Below are 21,838 nucleotides of genomic sequence, written 5' to 3' on the forward strand. Positions count from 1 at the left end.
CATGGGCGCGGGGCACGCCCACCGGCTCTACCGGCACGCCCACTCGCGCGTGCACGCGCTGCCGCCGCACACCAAGCTGGCCGCCGCGTTCGCCTTCGTGATCGTGGTCGTGTCCACGCCCCGGGAGGCGGTGTGGGCGTTCGCGGTGTACGCCGTACTGCTGGCGGCCGTGGCCCGCGCCGCCCACGTACCCGCCGGCTTCCTCCTCAAGCGCCTGCTGATCGAGGTCCCCTTCGTCGCCTTCGCCGTGCTCATGCCGTTCGTGGCACAGGGCGAGCGGGTGGAGGTGCTCGGCATGTCGCTCAGCGTCAGCGGCCTCTGGGGCGCGTGGAACGTCCTCGCCAAGGGCACCCTGGGCGTCGCCACCTCCGTACTCCTCGCGTCCACCACCGAGCTGCGCGAACTCCTGCTCGGACTGCAGCGGCTCAAACTCCCGCCGCTGCTCGTGCAGATCGCGTCCTTCATGATCCGGTACGGCGATGTCATCACCGACGAGATGCGGCGCATGCGGATCGCCCGGGAGTCGCGGGGGTTCGAGGCGCGGGGAGTCCGGCACTGGGGTGTGCTGGCGAAGTCCGCCGGGGCACTGTTCATCCGGTCGTACGAGCGGGGCGAGCGCGTACATCTGGCCATGGTGAGCCGGGGATACGCCGGTTCGATGCCCGTCATCGACGAGGTGACCGCGTCCCGGGCGCAGTGGTCGTACGCCTTCGCGCTGCCCGTCGCGGCGCTCGCCGTCTGTGTGCTGGGATGGTCCCTGTGACAGCCGCGCTCCCATCCCCACTGCCTTCGTCGCCCTCCCCCTCCCTCGAGGTGGCCGGGCTGGCCTACGCCTACCCCGACGGCCACCAGGCCCTCTTCGGCGTCGACTTCTCCGTGGGGCGCGGCGAGCGGGTGGCGCTGCTGGGGCCCAACGGGGCCGGCAAGACGACCCTCGTACTGCATCTCAACGGCATCCTCAGCGGGGGCGCGGGGACGGTCACCGTCGCCGGGATGCCCGTCGGCAAGCGGCACATGGCCGAAATCCGACGCAAGGTCGGGATCGTCTTCCAGGATCCCGACGACCAGCTCTTCATGCCGACGGTCCGCGAGGACGTCGCCTTCGGGCCGGCCGCCGCCGGGATGAAGGGCGAGGAGCTGGAGGGGCGGGTGCGTACCGCCCTCGACCTGGTCGGGATGGCGGACTTCGCCGACCGGCCGCCGCACCATCTCTCCTTCGGGCAGCGGCGCCGGGTGGCCGTGGCGACCGTGCTCGCGATGGAGCCGGAGATCCTCGTCCTCGACGAGCCGTCCTCCAACCTCGACCCCGCCTCGCGCCGCGAACTGGCCGATATCCTGCGGTCGCTGGACGTCACGGTCCTCATGGTCACGCACGATCTGCCGTACGCCCTGGAGCTGTGCCCGCGCGCGCTGATCCTCAGCGAGGGCGTCATCGCCGCCGACGGGCCCACCGGCGACCTCCTCGCCGACGACGACCTGATGCGCGCCCACCGGCTGGAACTGCCCTTCGGATTCGACCCGCGCTCGGTCTCGGTGGCCCGCACTCAGTGACTCCCGAGGCGTCCGTGACAATGGTCGCGTGATCGAACAAGAGGACGCGCACAACTCCGGGTCGCCGCGCCTCGACGACCAGCTGTGCTTCGCGCTGTACGCGGCCCAGCGCGCGATGACCGCCGCATACCGCCCGTTCCTGGACGAACTGGGCATCACCTACCCGCAGTACCTGGTGCTGATGGTCCTGTGGGAGCGCGGCGAGGTGACCGTCAAGGAGCTGGGCACCGCCCTGTGCCTGGACTACGGCACGGTCTCGCCGCTGATCAAACGGCTGGAGTCGGCGGGTCTGGTCCGCCGGGAGCGTTCGACGCGGGACGAGCGGTCGTTCTCCATCGGTGTCACCGGGCGCGGCGAGGAACTCCGGGAGCGCGCGGCGCGCGTACCGCAGGCGCTGTTCGCGGCGACGGAACTGAGCGAGGGCGCGGTGGCCCGACTGCGGGGCGAACTGCGGGAGTTGGCGGAGCGGGCCCAGGTGGCGGCCGAGCGGGCCCGTCTGACCTGAGGTTACCCACGGTTCCTACCCCCGGGTAAGAGTTACCTACCTACCAGCCGGTACCTTGTGCACGATGTAGTTCGTCTTCGCAGAATCTACACGCGTCAGCGCTCACGTATTCGTCCATATATCCGTCCATATAGCCCGCTTTGGGGGAGGTTCTGTCGTGACCGACGCCGGTATCGACATCCAGGCCGGTACCACCGATGCTCGTCCGGACACCCGTCCGACGAAGATCATGTATGTCGCCGAGGCCACCGCCCACGGCGGCCGGAACGGTGACGTCACCAGCCAGGACGGCCAGATCGCGCTCAGGGTGGCGATGCCGCCGCAGATGGGCGGCGACGGCAACGGCACCAACCCCGAGCAGCTGTTCGCCGCCGGGTACAGCTCCTGCTTCCACAACGCCCTGGTCCTGGTCGGCCGCCGCGAGGGCTACGACCTGACCGGTTCCACGGTCGCCGCGAAGGTCGGCATCGGCCCCAACAAGCAGCGCGGCTACGGCCTCGCGGTCGCCCTGAGCGTCTCGCTGCCGATCCTGGACCAGGGCATCGCGTCCAAGCTCGTGGACGCGGCCCACATGATCTGCCCGTACTCGAACGCCACCCGCGACAACATCGATGTGACGATCATCCTGGGCTGAGGAATCGCGGGCGGGTGAGTGCGCGTTACCCCCGCGTGGACCTGAACGTGGGCGTGGACGTGGACGTGAACGGCACGGTGGCGGAGGGCTTCGAGCCCGTCAAAGAGGCGTTCGCGGCCAACTTCGCGACCGGCGGCGAGCGCGGCGCCGCCGTCACCGTTTACCGGGACGGGCGGCGGGTCGTCGACCTGTGGGCCGGCACCCGTGACGTGGAGGGCGACGCGCCCTGGGAGCACGGCACCGCGCAGATCGTCCGCTCGGCGACGAAGGGCGTGGCCGCCGCCGCCCTCCTGATGCTGGCCGAGCGCGGTGAACTGGACCTGGACGCGCCCGTGGGCGAGTACTGGCCCGAGTTCAAGTCGGCGGGCAAGGAGCGGGCCCTCGTACGGCACCTGCTCTCGCACCGCGTCGGCGTCCCCGTACTCGACCGACCGCTCACGCCGGCCCAGGCCGCCGACCCCGCGCTCGGCGCCGCCGCGGTCGCGGCCCAGGCACCGGCCTGGGAGCCGGGGACGGACCACGGGTACCACGCGCAGACGTACAGCTGGCTGACGAGCGAGCTGGTACGACGGGTCAGCGGGCGCCCGATCGGCGAGTGGGTCGCCGCCGAGATCGCGGAGCCCGCCGGGCTCGACCTGTGGATCGGGCTGCCGGAGACCGTGGCCGCGTCAGGGCGCGTGGGCAGGGTGGGCCGGGTCCCGACGCCGGAGACGGCGGGCCCGCACCTCAGAACCCGCCCCAAGCGGTCCGTCGCCGACGCCTACGCCGACCCGGACTCCCTCACCAGCCGCGCCTTCGCCGCGATCACCCCGCTGCCCGACGAGAACGACCCCGCGTACCGGGCCGCCGCCCTCCCCGCCTCCAACGGCATCGCCACGGCCGACGGACTCGCCCGCTTCTACGCCTCCCTCATCGGCCAAGTGGACGGCGGGACACGCCTGTTCACCCCGGCGACGGCCGAACTGGCCCGGCGCGAGCAGTCGGCGGGCCCGGACCGCGTCCTGGTCATCGGCACGCGTTTCGGCCTCGGCTACATGCTCCACGGCGCCGCCTCGCCGTTCCTGGCCCCCGGCTCCTTCGGCCACCCCGGGCGCGGCGGCGCGCTCGGCTTCGCCGACCCCGAGTCGGGGATCGCGTTCGGCTATGTGACGAACGGCTTCCGCAAGAGCGTGACGGCGGACGGGCGGGCGCAGGCATTGGTGCGGGGGGTGCGGGCCGCCCTCCTGACCGAGGGTCGCTGAACGCGCCTACCTGAGGCCCAGTGAATGCGACGTACGCCCCGACGCCTCGTCGATCTCATCGTGTGCCTTCGTCAGCAGCTTCATCGCCAGTTCGTTGAGGGCGCGCGCCCCGGCGATCTCCTCGCCGACGCGCGGCTGATTCGCGTCGGACCGGTGACGGCTGGCGTATCCGTTGGCCCGTACCTCGCTCCCGTCCGCGAGTCGTACGAGGGCCGCGGCACGTGTCCGCTGCTCGTCCTCCTCGAACTGCAACTCGACATGCCATCCCACTGCGGTGTGGGCCATGACGATCACCTCCGGGCTCACCTGCGGTACCGCTGCTTCCAGGGTGCTCCTGTCGGCCCCCGCACGCACGCGTGAGACCTCTACGCCTTGCGGCGCGTACCGATCCCGGCGTATCCCGACCGCGTCCGATGTGTGACTTTCGTCGCGATCGCCCTCCCTCCCGTGCCCCCAGGGCCCTCACCGTGCTCTCCTGAAAGCTTCCCGCTCCGCCGAAAGCCTCCCGCGCACCTCCCGCACCGACGCCAAGGAGTTGTCGTGCCCCGTACCTCCGGCCGCCACCGCGCCCACAGCGGCTGTTGACGGACCACGGGCACGTACCGATCATGCGCTGCTGTCTCCCCGCCCCGCTCGCCGCCCTCGCGGCGTTCCCCGCGCCCCGCGACCTCGTCCGCTCCGGCGCGCTCCTCACCCCCGCCGTGCTCCGGTCCGCGCTCGCCGCGCGCCGGGAACGGATCACCCGTACCGACGTCGTGACGGCCCTCAACCTGGAGCTGGTCACGCTCACCGAGGACCGCGCCGTCATCACCTGGTACACGGCCGTGCCCGGCACCGACGACGGTTTCGGCCATCTGATCCCCGCCGTCACCGAGGGCGAGGTCGTGTACGGCACCCACCCCGCGCGCCTGAATCGCACGGCGTCCGAGGGCCGCCCGACCGCCCACCACCATGTCGAACTGACGGACCTGGAACCGGGCCAGACGTACTACTACCAGGCCCGTTCACGCGGCCGGGCGGCCACCCCGACGCCCCTGCACCTGGTGCGCGGCAACGCGGTGGGCACCTCGCTGCACGGACTCGGCTCGCACGGCGGCCCCTACTCCTTCACCACCCCCGAGCCGCCTCCCGGCCGCCACCTCCTCTCCATCGCGCTCTGCAACGACCTGCACCTCGGCGAGACCACCGCGGGCCGGGTGGCCGGCGTACCGATGCTGCGCGGGGTCTCCCAGCAGCCCGGCCTGGACCCGTACCCGGAGATCATGAGCGTGGCGATGGTCGAGGAGGCCCACCGGCGCGGCGCGGACGTGCTCCTCGCGGCCGGGGACATCTCGGCAGCCGGAGCGCCCCGGGACCTGGCCGAGGCCCGCCGCATCCTGGACGGTTTCGGCACCCACGGACGGGACTACTTCGTCGTACGGGGCAATCACGACCGCCCGAGGCACCCCGACGACTCGTTCCGCGAATCCTTCGGCGAGTCCTTCCGCGACGGTTTCCTGGGCGGCGCCGACGGCCGCGGCTACTTCGCGCACGACCTGGGCGGCCTGCGTCTGATCGGCCTCGACACCTACGAGAAGAACGGCAACGGCGGCGACGCGGGCGGGCTGAGCGCAGAGCAACTGGCCTGGTTCCAGGCGGACCTGCGCAGAAACCGCGACCAGCCGACCATCGTCTTCGGCCACCACCCCCTCACCACCCGCGACTCGGTCTTCCCGATGGGCCGGGGCCAGCGTCTGGACCGCGCCCAGGCCCGCTCGATCGTCGACGCCTACGCGGCCTCCCCCGGCGTCTTCCTGCACCACGCGGGCCACACCCACCGCAACAAGCGCACGGTCCTGACCAGCGCCCCGCACGTCACCCAGCAGGAGGTCAGCGCGGTCAAGGACTACCCGGGCGGCTTCTGCCTCCTGCGTGTCCACACCGGCGGCTACGCGCTCAACTACTACAAGAACAGCAGCGTCCCGGCCCGAGCCTGGGTCGAACGCAGCCGCCTCACAGCGGGCGGCCTCTGGCCCCACCACGCCCTGGGCCGCTCGGTGACGGACCGCAACAGCATGCGGCTCCATGATCTGTCCGGGGTGCGTGCTTACACGCGGGCATGACGGACGGCTCGGACAACACCCCCGCGAAGACAGCCCAGTTCGCCTCGCCGGCCCTGCCGGGGATGCTGTCCGAAGTGGACGCGGTGGCCGTACGCCCGTGACGGTCGGACGGTCAGTCGTCGCTGGAGACCATTTTCGACCAGAACTCCCAGATCCCCCCGACCCCACGGCCGGTGGCCCGCAGGCTCTTGATGGGCGTCCGGGCCGTGTCCATCGCGAACTCCCGGCCGCCCTTCCCGCCGAGCACCCCGGCGAGGACCCCGACGGTGCACGCGAACATGATGCAGACCACCGCGAACAGGAAGCCGCTTGCGGCAACCAGACAGGTCATGAAGAGGCACAGAAGCCCGCCGATGACCGCGATCAAAAACCGTACGACCAGTTCCACAAGTTCCCCCCGAGTGCACAGCGACGCGAACGCAAGCACCGATGCGAGGGACTACCCATCTTGACTGAAACTCATACGAACCGTGACGTCTCAAAACAGACACGGGGACGGCCTGATCCCAACACTGTCGGTACCGGCCGGGACCCGGCCCGCCTACGGAGCCCCGGCGTGCAGCATCAGCCCGATCCCGAGGACGAGCAGCCCGGCTGCGGCGACCCTCGGCGCTCCGAAGCGCTCCTTGAAGGCGACGGCGCCTATCGCCGCGCCGACGATGATCGACGACTCCCGCAGCGCGGCGACCGAGGCGAGTTCGGCCCGGGTCTGCGCCCACAGGACCAGCCCGTACGCCGCCACGGACAGGGCCGCGCCGAGCAGGCCGACGGCCGCGAACGGCCGTACCGTCGCGAGGAATTGGCCCCGCCACCGGTACCACGCGTACGCGGGGACGGCGATGCCCTCCAGGGCCATCAGCCACGCGATGTAGCCGAGCGCGGATCCCGAGGCCCGTACGCCCAGCCCGTCGACGACGGTGTACGCGGCGATGGTGCCGCCGGTCGCCAACGCGGCCCCGATCGCCGCCCAGTTGGGCCGCCGCCCGCGCAGCCCCCACAGGGCGACCCCGGTAAGTCCCGCACAGGACACGGCGATTCCGGCCGCCGCCCAGCCGTCGGGCACCTCTTGCGCGAACACGGCGGCGAGGACCGTGACGAGGAGGGGCGCGGTACCGCGTGCGATCGGATAGGCCTGCCCGAAGTCACCCAGCCTGAACGACCGCATGAGCAGCAGGTAGTAGGCGATGTGGATGAGGGCGGACGCGACCAGATACGGCCATGCCCCGGCCGCGGGGACCGGAAGGAAGGGCACTGCGACCAGCCCGATGACCGTCCCGCCGCCCGCGATGAGCGTGAACCCGACCAGCTTGTCGGTGATGCGGTGCGCGAGCGCGTTCCAGCAGGCGTGCGTGACGGCGGCGAGCAGTACGGCGGCGGTGACGGCCGGTGTCACGAGGCCGCCGACTCGCGTACGTCCACGAGGGTCGCGCCGGCGTGGGCGATCAGCTCCTTCGGCTCCATCGGGAACACGGTGTACGGGGTTCCGGCGGCGGCCCAGACGACGTCGTGCTCCAGCAGCGAACGGTCCGCCAGCACACGGGTTCTGGTTTTGTGCCCGAAGGGCGGCACTCCTCCGATGGCGTACCCGGTGGTCTCCCGTACGACGTCCACCTTGGCGCGGGTGACCTTCGCGGCCATGAGTTCGCGCCGGACGAGCTCGACGTCGACGCGGGAGGCGCCGTCCATGAGGACGAGCACCGGGACGCCGTCGGCGGCGAAGATCAGCGACTTGCAGATCTGGCTCAGCTCGCACCCGATCGCGGCGGCGGCCTCGGCTGCGGTGCGGGTCTCGTCGGGGAACCGGCGGATACGGGCGTGGAGTTCGTCGAGGCCCAGCTCGTCGAGGGCCGCGGCGAAACGGGAGGACGTGGTCATGCCCGGCACGCTAGCGGCCGGACAGATGCGTCACGAACGAATTCCAGGTGGTGGGCGCGAGGGTGAGGTGCGGGGTCTCGACGGGAGTCTTGGAGTCCCGGATGTGGATGGTGACGGGGGTGGTGGCGACCTCTACGCAGTCACCGGGTTCGCCACTGCTGCTGTAGCTGCTCTTGAACCAGTGCAGTTCCGAGGTGCTCATAACGCTCCCAGCGCTTGCTCGATGAAGGCCAGCGACTCCCTCGGAGGGAGAGCCTGTGCCCGAATCATCCCATAGCGCAGTTCAAGGATCCGAAGATCCCTGGGAGTTGAGACCGGACGACCGTTGAACGCGCCGTCGGAGCGCCCAACCGCCGTACCGTCGGCGAACTTCAGCACCTCGATCAAGCCCTGCGTCCCGGCGTGCTCATCACTGTCCGTCGGCATGATCTGAAGGGTGACGTTCCGCAACCGCCCTACCTCCAGCAGGTGTTCAAGCTGTCGGCGCAACACCGGCCTCCCACCGTAGGGGCGCTCCAGCGTCACCTGCTCCTGGATGAAGTTGAGCGAGGGCACCGGCTCACGGTCGAAGACCGACTTGCGCGCCATGCGGGCGACCGTCTCCCGCTCCACCACTTCCCGGGACAACGGGGGCTGGGTCATCTCGAACAGGGCCTTCGCGAACTCCGGGGTCTGCAAAAGGCCGTGGATGTTGTGATTGCTGTACAGCAACATCTCCACCGCCCGCTCCTCCAGTTCCTTGAGCTTCCGCACCTTCTTCGGATACTGAGCCGCCTCCACGTACTTGCGCAGAGCCCGAATCGCTCCCCCGGCGTTCAGCAACTCATCGGCGTTGTAGAGGAATTCGACTCTCGGAATCCGTGACCCTCGTTCGACCTTCCGGATCAGGTCCTCGCCGTAGCGCATGGCCGCCCCGAAGTCGGCCACTGACATTCCGACGGCCTCCCGATGGAACTTGATCACCCCACCGACGACCTCGATCATCGGCGCCATCTCGTCGCCGGGCTCGATCGCCCAACCCGCCTCGTCCACGTCCTCGCTCATACCCACCTCCAACGGCGACCCGTACCCGTACGGCACTGCGGACAGGCAGGACAGACGGGACAGACAGCGCGGAGGTCACCCACATGGGTGATCATCACCCGATTGGCCGCGAGTAATCATATCCCTGAGTCATATGCTCGTCACCGTTCGTCACGAGAGGACAGATGTCACCACGATGGTCAGTTCCCCGCACGAGGCGATGCACCGGATCTTCCGCCTGGAACCAGGGCTGTTCGCACGCGTCGCCCACAAGCTCGACATCCCGGCGTTCGGCACACCGATCTCCGTCACCGAACTCCCGACCGACCTCAGTGAGACCCAACCTGTGGAGCGACGGGTGGACACGCTGTTACGGATCGACGAAGCGGACAACAGCTACATCCTCGCGGTCGAGGCGCAGGGGAAACCCAACGCGTCCAAGCACAGCACCTGGGCGTACTACATGACCTTCGTTCAGGAGAAGTACAAACTCCCGCCGCTGCTGCTCGTCATCTGCAGGGACCAGCGGACCGCCGACTGGGCGGCCCGTCCCGTGAGGTTCGGCCCACCGCAGTGGCAAGGTCTCGCACTGCAGCCGCTGGTGATCGGACCACGCGACATCCCCGCCGTCGAATCACTGGACGAGGCAACCCGCGATGTCCCCATGGCCGTTCTGTCCGCCATTCTGCACGCCGAGGAACGGTCGGCGGATGGCACACTTAAGTTGCTCGCAGCAGCGTTGAGCGCCATGGAGGCCCGCGACCCGGAACGAGCGGGGCTCCTCGCGGAATTCACCAGCCAGGGCCTGGGCAGGACCGAGGCATTCAAGATCTGGAGCGAACTCTTGAAGACCGACACTTCATTCTTCACGTCGTTGGTGGCCGAGGGACTTCGAGCCGAGGGAGAGGCGAGAGGGAAAGCCGAGGGACTCGCCCACTACCTCCTCCACCGCCTCGAACTCCGGGACATCCACCTCTCCGACGCCGACCGGGACCGCATCACCACCTGCGAGGCTCCCGACACCCTCACCCGATGGATCGACCGCGCCATCACCGCCACCTCCACCGCCGAGGTGTTCGCCGAGGATCCGGCGGCCGAGTAGAAGTAGCGCCGACAACGGGCAGGAGGGGCACCCCGCTCTGAGCGGGGTGCCCCTCCTCATCTTGCTCGGAGGCGCCAGGCCTGTCAGATGTGTCGGAGGTGTCAGACTCGGACCAGCTCCCGGTCCTCGTCCTTCGGGCGGTTGTCGTCGTCCAGGGTGCGCAGGCCCTCGCCCTCGACGTCCACGTTGGGCAGGGCGCGGTCCAGCCACTTCGGCAGCCACCAGGCCCGCTTGCCGAGCAGGGCCAGCACCGCCGGGACGATCGCCATGCGGACCACGAACGCGTCGAAGAAGACCGCGATGGCCAGGCCGAAGCCGAACAGCTTGATCATCGACTCGCTGGAGCTGATGAACCCGCCGAAGACGGCCATCATGATGACCGCGGCGGCGACCACGACCCGGGCGCTGTGCTTGAAGCCGGTCTCGATGGCGTCGGTCGGCGACTCGCCGTGGACGTACGCCTCGCGCATCCGGGTCACGAGGAACACCTCGTAGTCCATGGCGAGACCGAAGACCACGCCGACCATGAAGATCGGCACCATCGACATGACCGGGCCGGTCTCCTCGACGCCGAGCAGGCCGCCGAGCCAGCCCCACTGGAAGACCGCGACCACGGCACCGAGCGCGGCGAGGACGCTGAGCAGGAAGCCCAGGGCCGCCTTGAGCGGGACCAGGATGGAGCGGAAGACCAGGATGAGGAGCAGGAAGGCGAGGCCGACGACCAGGCCCAGGTACGGGATCAGGGCGTCGTTGAGCTTCTGCGAGAAGTCGATGTTCATCGCGGTGGTGCCCGTGACCAGTACCGTCGCGCCCGTCTCGGCCTTGACGTCGGCGCTCTCGGCGCGGATCGCGTGGACCAGGTCCTCGGTCTGGGTCGAGGACGGCTTGGAGTCGGGGATGACGGTGATCGTCGCGGTGTCGCCGGCCTTGTTGAACGCGGCCGGGGCGACCGTGACGACGTCCTTGAGGCCCTTGATCCGCTCGGTCAGCTTGTCGACGCCGGCCTGGGGGGCGGTGCCGCTGCCCTTGGCGTCGTAGACGACCATCAGGGGGCCGTTGAAGCCGGGGCCGAAGCCTTCCGAGAGCAGGTCGTAGGCCCTGCGCTGGGTCGTGGACGTCGGCTGCGAGCCGTCGTCGGGCAGGCCCAGCTCCAGCTGGGTGACCGGGAGCGCGATGGCCCCCAGACCGAGGACACCGAACAGCAGTACGGCGACCGGTCGGCGGATGACGAAGCGCGCCCAGCGGGTGCCCATGTTGGGCCCGGCGACCGGCTTGCCGTTGCCGTCCGCGCCGGCCGCAGCCTCGCTCTTCTTGCTCTTCTTGCTCTTCTTGCTCTTCTTCTGGCCCGCCGGCTGGATCTTGCGGCCCGCGTATCCGAGCATCGCCGGGACCATGGTCAGCGCGATGAGGACGGCGACCACGACCGTGCCCGAGGCGGCCAGGCCCATCTTGGTCAGCATCGGGACGTTGACGACCGCGAGGCCGGCCAGGGCGATCACGACCGTGAGGCCCGCGAAGACGACCGCCGAACCGGCGGTGCCGGTGGCACGGGCGGCCGCCTCCTCGCGGTCGTGGCCGTCGGCGAGTTCGCCGCGGTAGCGGGAGACGATGAACAGCGCGTAGTCGATACCGACCGCGAGCCCGATCATCAGCGCGAGCGTGGAGGTGGTGTCGCCGAGGTCGAGCGCGTTGGCGAGGGCGGCGATGGTGGCACCGGCGATACCGACGCCGATGATCGCCGTCAGCAGCGGCAGTCCGGCCGCGACCAGTGAGCCCAGGGTGACGACGAGGACGGCGGCGGCGATGGCGATGCCGACGATCTCGCCGATCGCGCCCGGCTCGGCCGCGGCCTGCAGGGCGTCACCGCCGACGTCGACGGTCAGTCCGGTGGCCCGGGCCTCGTCGCCGGCCTTCTCGAGCGCGTCCTTGGTCGACTCCGCCAGTTCCATGCCGGGGAGCTTGTACTTCACCGACGTGTAGGCGACCGACCCGTCCTTGCTGACGGCGTTCGTCGTGAACGGGTCGGTGACGGAGACGACTTCGGAGCCGTCGCCGAGCTGCTTGACGGTCTTCTCGACGGTCGCCCTGTTGGCGGCGTCCGTCATCTTCTGGCCCTCGGGCGCCTTGAAGACCATGCGTCCGGTCGCTCCGTCGGCGCTGGCGCCGGGAAAACGCTGTTCCAGCAGGTCGAAGGCCTTCTGGGCCTCCGTACCCGGGATCGAGAAGGAGGTGGTGCCCGCGGCGGGCGCGCTGGCCGCGCCGACGCCCGCGAGTGTCAGCAGGGCGACCCATATCAGGGCGACGAAATGCCGTCGCCTGAAGGCGAGCCGGCCGAGTTTGTAGAGGAATGTGGCCACGAGGGCGTACTCCCGGTCAGGTCGTGGGACATGCAAGGGCAGGGTCGATCGGCCTGTTGGGGTGCAGGGGTGATCAGCCCGACGACGAGAGCGGTCGCGTCAGGTACAAGTGGCTTTGCGCACAGGGGTGTTGAGCACCAGGGGGAGCTGGCCCTCGGCGGACGAGAATGTTCAGTCGGTCGACAGGCCAAGTGCGGGGAGCACCACGGCATCGAGGTACGAGCGCAAGTAGGCCTGTGTCGGAGGGAGTTCGTCGATGAGCGTGCGAGCGATGAACCCGCCGACCATCATGTGCATCACATAGGCGAGAGCCGGATTGTCCGCGCTGATCTCACCGCGGTCGATGCCACGCTGGAGCACCTTGTTGAACTCCGCCAACTCCGGTTCGATCAGCAGTTCCCGCAACGCCTGGAGGAGGTCCGGGTTGGCGTGCGCCGCCACACCCAGAGCCCGCATCAGCGCGGAGTTCTGCTGCATGGTGCAGTCGTCGTCCCGGAGGAGGAGTGCCTGGAAGTCGCCGCGCAGGGAGCCGGTGTCGATCTCGCCGAGGGCGTTGCCCCCCGGCTTGAAGTGCCTCATCGCCCTGGCGACCAGTTCGGCCTTGCCGCCCCACTGGCGGTAGAGCGTGGCCTTGCTGGACTTCGTTCGGGCGGCGACGGCGTCCATGGTGAGGGCCTCGTAGCCGACCTCCCGGAGCAGGTCGAGCGTGGCCGCGTACAACTCGGCCTCGCGCTCGGGCGTGATCCGACTACGACGCGCCGTTGCGACCTCGGTCATGTGTCTCACCCTTTCCGGCTCCGGTAGAGGACGACACGGTTTCGTACAGCTACGCCGTCCGTCAATGACGATACCGCGAGAATCAAAGAAACGAAACCGTTTCGTACGTGTCCTCGCTCACGGACCGCGTCCGGCCACACCCATGTGCGCGATTTTTCCCGAGTTGCCGGGACCGGCACGAAGTCCGAAGTTGCTGGGGCCCCGTTTGCGGAAAAGCATGGGGAGGTGAGCTATCTGCGCCTGCCCCACCTCAGCGGAGACCTGCTGTGCTTCGTCGCCGAGGACGATCTCTGGCTCGCCCGCCTCGACCAGGACGAGGATGCGGACGAGAACGCGAAAGGACCCAGTCCGGCCGGTGACGCCCGCCGTGCCTGGCGGCTCACCGTCGACCGTACGAAGATCGGGCACCCGCGTTTCTCGCCCGACGGCACGCACATCGCGTACACGAGCTGGCGCAGCCTGGTGCCCGAGATCCACCGGGTGCCGGTGGACGGCGGCCAGGCGCGGCGGCTCACCCACTGGGGCAGCGCCGACACCCAGGTCTGCGGCTGGACCCCGGACGGTGACATCCTCGCCGTCGCCTCCCACGGCCAGCCCTTCTCCTACTTCACCTGGGCCTACAGCGTCCCGGCGGGCGGCGGCCCCGGCGGCCGGCTCCCCTGGGGCCCGGTCTCCGACATCCAGGTCGCGGACATCGAGGGCGAACGCCGGACCCTCCTCCTCACGGGCACCCCGCCGCACGAACCGGCCGCCTGGAAGCGCTACCGGGGCGGCGCGACCGGCCGCCTCTGGCTGCACGGCGAGCGTCTGCTCCCCGACCTCGACGGCCACCTGCACTCCCCCATGTTCGTCGGCGGCCGTATCGCCTTCCTCTCCGACCACGAGGGCGTCGGCAACCTGTACTCGTGCGCGTACGACGGTTCCGGCCTGCGCCGCCACACCGACCACGACGCCTTCTACGCCCGGCACGCCTCCAGCGACGGCACCCGGGTCGTGTACCAGTGCGCGGGCGACCTGTGGATCGTCGACGACCTCGCCGCCGACTCCCTCCCCCGCCGCCTCGACGTACGGCTCGGCGGTCCGCGCACCGGCCGGCGTTCGTACCAGGTGCCCGCCGCGCAGCACGTCGACGGCATCTCGGTCGACGAGACGGGCCGCGCGAGCGCCGTCGTCGTCCGCGGCAGCCTGTACTGGCTGACCCACCGCGACGGTCCGGCCCGGACGATCACGGACACGCCGGGGGTACGGGTCCGGCTGCCCGAGATGCTCGGCTCGGGCGGGCAGGTCGCCTACGTCACGGACGCCGAGGGCGAGGACGCGATCGAGATCGCCTACCTGCCGAGGGCCAGCGGGGAACGGGAGCCGAGGCGGCTCGCCTCCGGCGTACTGGGCCGGGTACAGGAACTGGTGTCCGACCCGGCGGGCGAACGCCTCGCCATCGCCGCCCACGACGGACGGCTTCTGCTGATCGACGCGGCGGAGGAGTCGGCAGAGGAGTCGGCGGAGAATTCGGCGCAGGGCTCGGCGGAGGGCTCGACCGGTGAGGTCACCGAGCTGATCTGCTCCCTCAACGGGCCGGTCACGGACCTCGCCTTCTCCCCGGACGGCGCCTGGCTGACCTGGTCGCACCCCGGCATCGGCCGCTCGCTCCGCCAGATCAAGATGGCCCGGATAAAGGACCGCCTGATCGTCGACGTGACCAACGGCCGCTTCGAGGACGAGAACCCGGTCTTCACCAGGGACGGCCGCTATCTGGCCTTCCTCTCCTGGCGCGGCTTCGACCCCGTGTACGACGTCCACACCGGCGACCTCTCCTTCCCGCTCGGCTGCCGCCCCTACCTGGTCCCCCTCTCCTCCGCCACCCCCTCCCCCTTCGCCCTGTCCCCCGACGGACGCCCGGCCGCCGGTGGCCTGGACCCGGCAGAGGACGAGGGCGGCGAAGGCGGCACGGACGGGACGGTGATCGTCGAGGTCGAGGGTCTGGAGAGCCGGGTGACGCCCTTCCCGGTCGCCGCCTCCAAGTACTCCGCGCTGTACCCGGTCGCGGGCGGCGGGCTGGTGTGGCTGCGCTGGCCGATCTCGGGCGCGCTGGGCGAGACGTTCGCCAACCCGGACGACACGAGCGGGCGGCCCACCCTCGAACACTTCAACATCACCAAGGCGAAGAAGTCCGAACTCGTCGGCCACCTCGACTGGTTCGCGGTCAGCGGCGACGCCTCACGGCTGGTCGTCGTCGACGAGGACGAACTGCGCGCGGTGCCGTCCACCGACCCCGGCGACAGTGACACGACCGTCTGGATCGACCTGCGCCGGGTCATGCACGAGGTGGACCCGCCGGCGGAATGGCGCCAGTCCTACGAGGAGGCGGGCCGGCTGATCCGCGCCTACTTCTGGGAACCGCAGATGTGCGGCATCGACTGGGACGCGGTGCTCGAGCAGTACCGCCCGCTCGTCGAACGGGTCGCCTCCCCCGACGAGTTCGCCGACCTCCTGCGCGAGGTCCTGGGCGAACTGGGCACCTCCCACGCGTACGTCACCGCCGCCCGCCGCAACGAGGGCCCGCCCCACTACCAGCGCCGCCAGGGTCTGCTGGGCGCCAACTTCGTCCGCAGGGAGGGCGGTTGGATGCTGGACCGGATCCTCCCCGGCGACTCCTCCGACTCCAAGGCCCGCTCCCCGCTGGCCGGTTCGGGAATCCGGGAGGGCGCGCTGCTCACCCATGTGGACGGCCGGCCGGTGGACCCGGTGACGGGACCGTTCCCGCTGCTCGCGGGCGCGGGCGGTACGACGGTGGAGCTGACGTTCACCCCGGCGGAGGGCGAGGGGCCCGCCAGACGGGTCGCGGTGGTCCCCCTCATCGACGAACGGCCGCTGCGCTACCAGGACTGGGTGGCCAAACGCCGGGAAGTCGTACGGGAGTTGAGCGGCGGGCGGTGCGGCTATCTGCACATCCCCGACATGGGCGGCTCGGGCTGGGCCCAGTTCAACCGCGACCTGCGCATGGAGGTGTCGAGGCCCGCCCTCATCGTCGACGTACGCGGCAACGCGGGCGGCCACATCAGCGAACTGGTGGTGGAGAAGCTGACGCGCACGATCCTGGGCTGGGACCTGACCCGCAACGCCCAGCCGGTCTCGTACGCCTCAAATGCCCCCCGGGGACCGGTGGTCGCTCTGGCCGACGAGGCGACGTCCTCCGACGGCGACATGATCACGGCCGCCTTCAAACTCCTCGAACTGGGCCCGGTGGTGGGCCAACGGACCTGGGGCGGAGTGGTGGGCATGACCGGCCGCCACCGCCTGGGCGACGGCACGGTGATCACGGTCCCGATGAACGCGGCGTGGTTCGACACCTACGGCTGGACAGTCGAGAACCAGGGAGTCGCCCCGGACCTGGAGGTCCTGCGCACCCCCCTGGACTGGGCGGAGGGCCGCCACGTGGAAACAGACGAAGCCATCAAACTGGCCCTGACCCTCCTGAAGTCCAGCCCAGCGGCAACCCCCCCGGACTACAAAAACGTCCCAAACAGAACCCGCCCCAAACTCCCACCCCGCCACCCATGAACACCCCCGTCCACATCTCAACGAACGCCAGGGGCACATACGTAGGGGCGCGGGGAACTGCGCGACAAGCCCCCACGCACCCGCACTTCGCCTCAAGGGGCACGGGGAACTGCGCGAAAAGCGAAACGCAGGGCGCCCCCACCAAAGAGGGCACCCTGCGCCAACCGGTGAACCAGAACTACGACTCGTAGTCCTGGTTCAACCGATCCTCCTCATCCCGCATCGCCCGCTCCGTCTCCTCATCCCGCCCCCGCCCCGGCATCTCCTCCTGCCCCGGCCGACGCCGACCCTGCTGGCCCTCCTGACCCGGCCGACCCTCCTGGCCGGACCGGCCGGACTGACCCTTCCGGGCCTGCTGCTCCATCTTCTCCTTGGCCTGCCGAGCCTTGTCCTGCATCTCGTCCTTCATGCCCATGTGGATTCACTCCCATAAGTGGGTGAGGGGATGGGGGCTCGACCAGATTTGCACGCCAGGACAAAGCACGCATTTCGATCAGTAACGCTCAGTCACCGCCCCCGGGCCACCTCGTCCGCAGCCCCACCCGCCCCCACCAACCCGGTCCCCATCCCCTGCAACCGCCCCGAGAACCGCGCGACCTCCCGCTGCCCCACCGTTCCGATCAGCCCCGGCAGATACCCCCGTACCCCCTGCATCCCGCGCAGCCACCACTGCCCGTACACATGGCTGGACCGCCGCTCGATCCCGGCCACGAGCCGGTCGACGGCCGGCCCCAGCGGATACGTCTTGCCGGCCGGCCACGGCAACCGCTGCCGCAACTCCCGCATGACGTCGTCCTGATCGGCCCCTCGCACCATGTCGGTGTCGGTCCACGACAGATACGCGACCCCGACCCCGACACCCTTGTAGCCGACCTCGGCCCGCAGACAGTGCGCGTACGCCTCGACGCCGGACTTGGACGCGCAGTACGCGCTCATCATCGGCGCGGGGAAGACGGCGGCCGCCGACGCGATCTGGAGGAGATACCCCCGGCTCTCGGTCAGCACCGGCAGAAACGCGCGGGCGGTGACCGCCGACCCGATGAGGTTCACCTCGATGACCCGCCGCCAGGACTCCGGGTCGGAGTCGGCGAAGGGCCCGCCGTTCGCGACCCCGGCGTTGGCCACGACGATGTCGACCTTGCCGAACCGTTCCTTGACCTCCTGGGCCACCCGGGACATCGCCTCGTGATCGGTGACGTCGGCATGCCAGTACGCGCTGTCGGTGTGCAGGCGTTCGGCGACCCCCTTGAGCACGTCGGGCTCCAGTCCGACGAGCGCGACCTTCGCCCCGCGAGCGGAGAGCTTGCGCGCGAGCAGCTCACCGACTCCCCGGGCGGCCCCCGTGACGACAGCGACCTGCCCCTCCAGACGGACCCTGCTCATGCGCCCTCCTCGATACGTACGCCACCCTGAGTGCCCTGAGTGCCCTGAGTGCCCTCGGTCCGCCGCGTCCCCGACTGCCCGTAGGCCAGGACCAGTTCACGTATCACCCCGGTCACCTCCCCCGGCGCCTCGACCGGGGTCATGTGCCCGAGCCCGGCCAGCTCGGTCACACCGTGGCAGTCGGGCAGCGCGGCGGCCAGCGCCCGCGCGTGCACGGGCGGGGTGAGCCGATCGGCCGTACCGACAACCACGGCCGCCGGTACGGTCAACTCACCCACCTGCCGGTCGAGTTGAACACCCTCCAGCACCCGCGCCCACGCGTACCGCACCTTGCGCGGACAGGCGTGCACGATCCGGGCGCACGCCTCGACCATCTCCGGCGTCGAACCGGCGCCCATCGTCGCGTACTTGAGGATGCGCCGGGAGACCGGCGTGACCGGTCCGAGCGGGGCGCGCGAGCTGAGGCCGAGCCGGGTGAGCCAGGTGCGCAGCCGCCCGGCGCGCATCGGGACGACCAGCGACTCGGCGACGAGCCGCGAACTGCCGGTACTGGCCAGCAGTACGGCCGCCGTATGCTCCCGGAACCCCGGCCGCGCGGACGCGGCCAGCACGGTCATGCCGCCCATGGAGTGCCCCACGACCACGGCTTTCTCACCGGGCGCGAGGGTGGCCGCGAGGACGGCTTCCAGGTCGTCGGCGAGGGCGTCGGTACTGCAGACCGCGCTCGCCGGGCTGCGTCCGTGGCCGCGCTGGTCGTAGGCGACGACCCGGTGATCGAGGGCGAGTTCGCGGATCTGGGCGGCCCAGAAGGCGGTGGAGCAGGTCCAGCCGTGCGAGAGGACGACCACGGATCCGTGGTCCACGCCGTGCACCTCGACATGCAGCCGCGCCCCGTCGGCGGACACGGCGGTGAGCGTACGGACGGGCACGGGCGGGGTGTACGGGCCGTCCGCCACGGACGCGGGGCGCGTCGACCGTGTCGGCCGTGTCGACCTCGTGATCCGGCTCACGCACCCACCTCCACGGGCGAGTTGGCGTCACCCTGGCTCGCGGGGGCCGCCCGCAGGACCTGGTACTCGGTGAGGTCCACGCGCCGGGTCGCCCGCCGGAACTCGGACGTCGTACCGGGCCAGACGGTGGTGTTGCGCCCGTTCGCGTCGAGGTACCAGCTGCTGCATCCGCCCGTGTTCCACACCGTGCGCCGCATCCGCTCCTGGATCCGGTCGTTCCAGGCGTCGACGGCGGCGGGCCGCGCATCGAGGGCGACCCGCCCACCCAGGACGCCCAACTGCCGTACGTAGTCGGCGAGATAGTTCAGCTGGGACTCGATCATCAGAATCATGGAGGAGTTCCCGAGGCCGGTGTTGGGCCCGATGATCGTCATCCAGTTGGGGAACCCGACGGCGGACGCCCCGCGCAGCGCCCGCATCCCGCTCCCCGCCCAGGCCTCGGCGAGCGTACGCCCGTCCGCACCGACGACCCGGTCCGCGATGGGCATGTCGGTGACGTGGAACCCCGTACCGAGGACGATGGCGTCGACCTCGGCCGTGCTCCCGTCGGCCCCGACGACGGTGGATCCACGCACCTCGCTCAACCCGCTCGCCACCACATCCACATTGGGCCGGGTGAGCGCCGGGTAGTACTCGCTCGACAGCAGGATGCGCTTGCAGCCGATGCGGTAGTCGGGGGTGAGTTTGGCGCGCAGGGCAGGATCCTTGACCGCGCGGTGCATGGCGCTCCTGGCCAGCGCCTCCACCACCCTCAGCTCCCCCGGGTACCGGGTGAACGCCTGGACCTGCAACTCCCGTACGCCCCAGGAGAGTCCGCGCCGCAACCGGGTGGTGAAGGGCAGCGCCCGGTGCACGGCGCGCTCGGCGCCGCCGATGGCCCGGTCGACGCGGGGCAGCACCCAGGGCGGGGTGCGCTGGAAGAGGGTGAGGTGGGAGACGTCGGGCTGGATGGCGGGGACGATCTGGATGGCGGAGGCGCCGGTCCCGACCATCGCGACGCGCTTGCCGCGCAGGTCGTAGTCGTGGTCCCAGCGGGCGGAGTGGAAGACCTTGCCGGGGAAGGTCTCGAGCCCCGGGATGTCCGGCATCCTGGGGTCGGAGAGCGGCCCGGTGGCGGAGACGACGAGATCGGCGAGCAGGGTCCCGCTGCTGGTCTCGATGACCCATGCCAGCCGATCACCGTCCCAAGTCATCGTCTTCACCTCGGAGTTGAGGCGGAGATGGGGCCGCAGCCCGAAGGTGTCGGTGACGTGCTCCAGGTAGGCGCGGATGTGTTCCTGCCCGGAGAAGGCGCGCGGCCAGTCGGGATTGGGCGCGAAGGAGAACGAGTACAGATGGGAGGGCACGTCACAGGCACAGCCCGGATAGCTGTTGTCGCGCCAGGTCCCGCCGACGCTGCCGGCCCGTTCCAGCACGACGAAGTCGGTGACCCCTTCGCGGCGCAGCCGCACGGCCGCCCCGACCCCCCCGAACCCGGACCCGATCACCGCCACCCGCACATGTTCGTGTTCGGCCATGCCCTGCCTCCGCCTCACCCACGACCGCGCCAGCGAACACTGGCGCAATGGGGAGAGTAGAGGAGGTCCGTACTGATGGGTAGGGTCCGGAAGAGGGAAAGTTACCGCCGGTACGCCTTAAGGTTCCGACGTGGCAGACGCAGCTGAGAACGCCGAACAGCGTGAGTACCGGATGGAGGAGCTGGCCGAGCTGGCCGGCATCACCGTCCGCACCCTGCGCTTCTACCGCGAACGCAGACTGATCCCGCCGCCCCGCCGCGAGGGCCGCATCGCCTGGTACGACGACCACCACCTGGCCCGGCTGCGCACGATCTCGGCGCTGCTGGAACGCGGGCACACCCTCAACGGCATCGCGGAACTCGCCGAGGCGTTCGACCACGGCCGCGATGTCGCCGACCTGCTGGGCCTGGGCGCCCCCACCGAGGAGACCCCGGTGCGCCTCACCCCCGAGGACCTCGCCGACCGCTTCGGCCCCGAGGCCACCCCGGAGAACTTCGCGGCCTCCCTGGAACTCGGCTATCTGGGCACCGACGGCGACCAGATCGTCCACATCAGCCGCAGTCTCCTGGACGCGTCGTCGGCGCTGGTCCAGGAGGGCATCCCGCTCTCGGCCGTCCTGGCGGCGGGCAAGCGGGTACGCGACCACGCGGACGCCCTCGCCGAGATCTTCACGGACGTGCTCCTCACCCACGCCCCGGAAGCGGACCCGGCCCGTCTGCGCCCGCTGACCCAACGGGTGGTGGAGGCGGAACTGTCGCTGGCACTGGACCGCCGGATGCGCCGTATGCGCAGGGAAAGCTGATGCCTTTTCCGGTGTGAACAGCCAGGGAAATCAAGCTCCCAAACCCGGAAAACCAATTCAGGGTCACCTGCCTTTTCCCCATTCGGCCGCACATGCTCCGGACCGCACGCGACCCGGACCGCAACCCCGCCCGCAGTCCAGCCACCACAGGGCTCCTGACGTCCTCCGCGCATCCTCCAACAGGTCATCCAGGTCCCGCATGAGTACGCGTACTCATATGTGTGTGAGCACTCGGCGGGGTCTTCATTACCGGCGGTAAATGGGTTCCCGGGTTCCGCTTCTGAGGGTTGTTAAAGCGATCCGCGGTGACCTACTGTCCACAGCGTTCATTCGAAACTCACACCATTTCCACACGGGGGGAACTCGTGCGCAGAATTGCGCTGCCTGTATTTGCCGCG

The 21,838-nt window shown here is 70.2% G+C and carries 21 protein-coding genes and 1 pseudogene; 10 read left to right on the forward strand and 12 right to left on the reverse strand.

The features are described from left to right. The first annotated feature begins 1 nt into the window (after position 1). The 5 genes from cbiQ to ABZ855_RS21640 all read left to right on the forward strand — a co-directional run bounded on the left by cbiQ (position 2) and on the right by ABZ855_RS21640 (position 3,931). Entirely contained in the window at positions 2–763 is a 762-nt protein-coding gene (gene cbiQ / locus ABZ855_RS21620; protein WP_360809074.1) for a cobalt ECF transporter T component CbiQ, read from the forward strand. After that, the gene (locus ABZ855_RS21625; RefSeq protein WP_360809076.1) at positions 760–1,551 is read left to right on the forward strand and encodes an ABC transporter ATP-binding protein; all 792 of its coding nucleotides are present in this window, start codon (positions 760–762) and stop codon (positions 1,549–1,551) included. The genes cbiQ and ABZ855_RS21625 overlap by 4 nt, the downstream gene beginning before the upstream one ends. Before the next feature lie 28 nt (positions 1,552–1,579). Next, positions 1,580–2,056, forward strand: a complete 477-nt coding sequence (locus ABZ855_RS21630; protein ID WP_360809078.1) for a MarR family transcriptional regulator — start codon at positions 1,580–1,582, stop codon at positions 2,054–2,056. A 229-nt stretch (positions 2,057–2,285) separates the two neighbouring features. Then, on the forward strand, positions 2,286–2,690 hold the full coding sequence (locus ABZ855_RS21635) for an organic hydroperoxide resistance protein (protein WP_360809136.1): 405 nt from the start codon (positions 2,286–2,288) through the stop codon (positions 2,688–2,690). A 59-nt stretch (positions 2,691–2,749) separates the two neighbouring features. Beyond that, positions 2,750–3,931 carry a serine hydrolase domain-containing protein gene (locus ABZ855_RS21640; protein ID WP_360809138.1) on the forward strand — a complete coding sequence of 394 codons (1,182 nt, stop codon included), beginning with the start codon at positions 2,750–2,752 and terminating at the stop codon, positions 3,929–3,931. 6 nt (positions 3,932–3,937) lie between these two features. Here ABZ855_RS21640 and ABZ855_RS21645 read toward each other — a convergent pair whose 3' ends face one another. Beyond that, on the reverse strand, positions 3,938–4,216 hold the full coding sequence (locus ABZ855_RS21645) for a DUF1876 domain-containing protein (RefSeq protein WP_360809080.1): 279 nt from the start codon (positions 4,214–4,216) through the stop codon (positions 3,938–3,940). Between the two features lie 323 nt (positions 4,217–4,539). On the opposite strand from ABZ855_RS21645, the gene ABZ855_RS21650 reads away from it, so the two are divergent. Both ABZ855_RS21650 and ABZ855_RS21655 read left to right on the forward strand, forming a co-directional pair. Continuing rightward, positions 4,540–6,033 carry a metallophosphoesterase family protein gene (locus ABZ855_RS21650; protein ID WP_360809140.1) on the forward strand — a complete coding sequence of 498 codons (1,494 nt, stop codon included), beginning with the start codon at positions 4,540–4,542 and terminating at the stop codon, positions 6,031–6,033. A gap of 20 nt (positions 6,034–6,053) precedes the next feature. Then, positions 6,054–6,134, forward strand: a pseudogene (locus ABZ855_RS21655) (RidA family protein); the annotation flags it as partial. An 11-nt stretch (positions 6,135–6,145) separates the two neighbouring features. Here the strand turns inward: ABZ855_RS21655 and ABZ855_RS21660 are convergent. The 5 genes from ABZ855_RS21660 to ABZ855_RS21680 form a co-directional block, all read right to left on the reverse strand. Continuing rightward, positions 6,146–6,421 carry a hypothetical protein gene (locus ABZ855_RS21660; protein WP_360809082.1) on the reverse strand — a complete coding sequence of 92 codons (276 nt, stop codon included), beginning with the start codon at positions 6,419–6,421 and terminating at the stop codon, positions 6,146–6,148. Positions 6,422–6,574: 153 nt separating this feature from the next. After that, entirely contained in the window at positions 6,575–7,426 is an 852-nt protein-coding gene (locus tag ABZ855_RS21665) for a DMT family transporter (protein ID WP_360809083.1), read from the reverse strand. Next, the gene (locus ABZ855_RS21670; RefSeq protein WP_360809085.1) at positions 7,423–7,908 is read right to left on the reverse strand and encodes a YbaK/EbsC family protein; all 486 of its coding nucleotides are present in this window, start codon (positions 7,906–7,908) and stop codon (positions 7,423–7,425) included. The genes ABZ855_RS21665 and ABZ855_RS21670 overlap by 4 nt, the downstream gene beginning before the upstream one ends. 10 nt (positions 7,909–7,918) lie before the next feature. Then, positions 7,919–8,110: a DUF397 domain-containing protein gene (locus tag ABZ855_RS21675; RefSeq protein WP_360809087.1), complete on the reverse strand. Its 192-nt coding sequence runs from the start codon at positions 8,108–8,110 to the stop codon at positions 7,919–7,921. Then, complete coding sequence (locus ABZ855_RS21680) at positions 8,107–8,952, reverse strand: helix-turn-helix transcriptional regulator (protein ID WP_360809089.1); 846 nt, start codon at positions 8,950–8,952, stop codon at positions 8,107–8,109. The genes ABZ855_RS21675 and ABZ855_RS21680 overlap by 4 nt, the downstream gene beginning before the upstream one ends. A gap of 175 nt (positions 8,953–9,127) precedes the next feature. Here ABZ855_RS21680 and ABZ855_RS21685 point away from each other — a divergent pair, with 175 nt between their 5' ends. Further along, a complete protein-coding gene (locus ABZ855_RS21685) occupies positions 9,128–10,033 on the forward strand; it encodes a hypothetical protein (protein ID WP_360809091.1) in 906 nt (301 codons plus the stop codon). A 101-nt stretch (positions 10,034–10,134) separates the two neighbouring features. On the opposite strand, the gene ABZ855_RS21690 is transcribed toward ABZ855_RS21685, so the two are convergent. Together ABZ855_RS21690 and ABZ855_RS21695 are read right to left on the reverse strand one after the other, a co-directional pair. After that, positions 10,135–12,390: an MMPL family transporter gene (locus ABZ855_RS21690; protein ID WP_360809092.1), complete on the reverse strand. Its 2,256-nt coding sequence runs from the start codon at positions 12,388–12,390 to the stop codon at positions 10,135–10,137. Positions 12,391–12,561: 171 nt separating this feature from the next. After that, entirely contained in the window at positions 12,562–13,167 is a 606-nt protein-coding gene (locus ABZ855_RS21695) for a TetR/AcrR family transcriptional regulator (RefSeq protein ID WP_360809094.1), read from the reverse strand. 225 nt (positions 13,168–13,392) lie between these two features. Here ABZ855_RS21695 and ABZ855_RS21700 point away from each other — a divergent pair, with 225 nt between their 5' ends. Continuing rightward, on the forward strand, positions 13,393–16,728 hold the full coding sequence (locus ABZ855_RS21700; protein WP_360809096.1) for a S41 family peptidase: 3,336 nt from the start codon (positions 13,393–13,395) through the stop codon (positions 16,726–16,728). Between the two features lie 178 nt (positions 16,729–16,906). Here the strand turns inward: ABZ855_RS21700 and ABZ855_RS21705 are convergent, their stop codons facing one another. The 4 genes from ABZ855_RS21705 to ABZ855_RS21720 all read right to left on the reverse strand — a co-directional run bounded on the left by ABZ855_RS21705 (position 16,907) and on the right by ABZ855_RS21720 (position 20,638). After that, positions 16,907–17,143, reverse strand: coding sequence for a hypothetical protein (locus tag ABZ855_RS21705; RefSeq protein WP_360809098.1), 237 nt, complete (start codon positions 17,141–17,143; stop codon positions 16,907–16,909). A 92-nt stretch (positions 17,144–17,235) separates the two neighbouring features. Then, on the reverse strand, positions 17,236–18,111 hold the full coding sequence (locus ABZ855_RS21710; RefSeq protein ID WP_360809100.1) for an SDR family oxidoreductase: 876 nt from the start codon (positions 18,109–18,111) through the stop codon (positions 17,236–17,238). Further along, positions 18,108–19,067, reverse strand: a complete 960-nt coding sequence (locus ABZ855_RS21715) for an alpha/beta hydrolase (RefSeq protein WP_360809142.1) — start codon at positions 19,065–19,067, stop codon at positions 18,108–18,110. Before ABZ855_RS21715 ends, ABZ855_RS21710 begins: the two co-directional genes overlap by 4 nt. 50 nt (positions 19,068–19,117) lie before the next feature. Next, positions 19,118–20,638, reverse strand: coding sequence for an NAD(P)/FAD-dependent oxidoreductase (locus ABZ855_RS21720; protein WP_360809102.1), 1,521 nt, complete (start codon positions 20,636–20,638; stop codon positions 19,118–19,120). A gap of 172 nt (positions 20,639–20,810) precedes the next feature. Between ABZ855_RS21720 and ABZ855_RS21725 the strand changes: the two genes are divergently transcribed. Next, positions 20,811–21,440, forward strand: coding sequence for a MerR family transcriptional regulator (locus ABZ855_RS21725; protein WP_360809144.1), 630 nt, complete (start codon positions 20,811–20,813; stop codon positions 21,438–21,440). Positions 21,441–21,838: the final 398 nt, after the last annotated feature.

This window comes from Streptomyces sp. NPDC047042, from assembly GCF_040644035.1.
GTDB lineage: Bacteria > Actinomycetota > Actinomycetes > Streptomycetales > Streptomycetaceae > Streptomyces.

What these genes read in the sequence shown, in the direction of transcription:
- ABZ855_RS21725 (WP_360809144.1), top strand. Translation starts at nt 20,811, where the DNA reads ATGGAGGAGCTGGCCGAGCTGGCCGGCATCACCGTCCGCACCCTGCGC.
- ABZ855_RS21705 (WP_360809098.1), bottom strand. Translation starts at nt 17,143, where the DNA reads ATGGGCATGAAGGACGAGATGCAGGACAAGGCTCGGCAGGCCAAGGAG.
- ABZ855_RS21645 (WP_360809080.1), bottom strand. Translation starts at nt 4,216, where the DNA reads ATGGCCCACACCGCAGTGGGATGGCATGTCGAGTTGCAGTTCGAGGAG.
- ABZ855_RS21675 (WP_360809087.1), bottom strand. Translation starts at nt 8,110, where the DNA reads ATGAGCACCTCGGAACTGCACTGGTTCAAGAGCAGCTACAGCAGCAGT.
- ABZ855_RS21650 (WP_360809140.1), top strand. Translation starts at nt 4,540, where the DNA reads ATGCGCTGCTGTCTCCCCGCCCCGCTCGCCGCCCTCGCGGCGTTCCCC.
- ABZ855_RS21685 (WP_360809091.1), top strand. Translation starts at nt 9,128, where the DNA reads ATGGTCAGTTCCCCGCACGAGGCGATGCACCGGATCTTCCGCCTGGAA.
- cbiQ (WP_360809074.1), top strand. Translation starts at nt 2, where the DNA reads ATGGGCGCGGGGCACGCCCACCGGCTCTACCGGCACGCCCACTCGCGC.
- ABZ855_RS21635 (WP_360809136.1), top strand. Translation starts at nt 2,286, where the DNA reads ATGTATGTCGCCGAGGCCACCGCCCACGGCGGCCGGAACGGTGACGTC.
- ABZ855_RS21680 (WP_360809089.1), bottom strand. Translation starts at nt 8,952, where the DNA reads ATGAGCGAGGACGTGGACGAGGCGGGTTGGGCGATCGAGCCCGGCGAC.
- ABZ855_RS21670 (WP_360809085.1), bottom strand. Translation starts at nt 7,908, where the DNA reads ATGACCACGTCCTCCCGTTTCGCCGCGGCCCTCGACGAGCTGGGCCTC.
- ABZ855_RS21695 (WP_360809094.1), bottom strand. Translation starts at nt 13,167, where the DNA reads ATGACCGAGGTCGCAACGGCGCGTCGTAGTCGGATCACGCCCGAGCGC.
- ABZ855_RS21710 (WP_360809100.1), bottom strand. Translation starts at nt 18,111, where the DNA reads ATGAGCAGGGTCCGTCTGGAGGGGCAGGTCGCTGTCGTCACGGGGGCC.
- ABZ855_RS21720 (WP_360809102.1), bottom strand. Translation starts at nt 20,638, where the DNA reads ATGGCCGAACACGAACATGTGCGGGTGGCGGTGATCGGGTCCGGGTTC.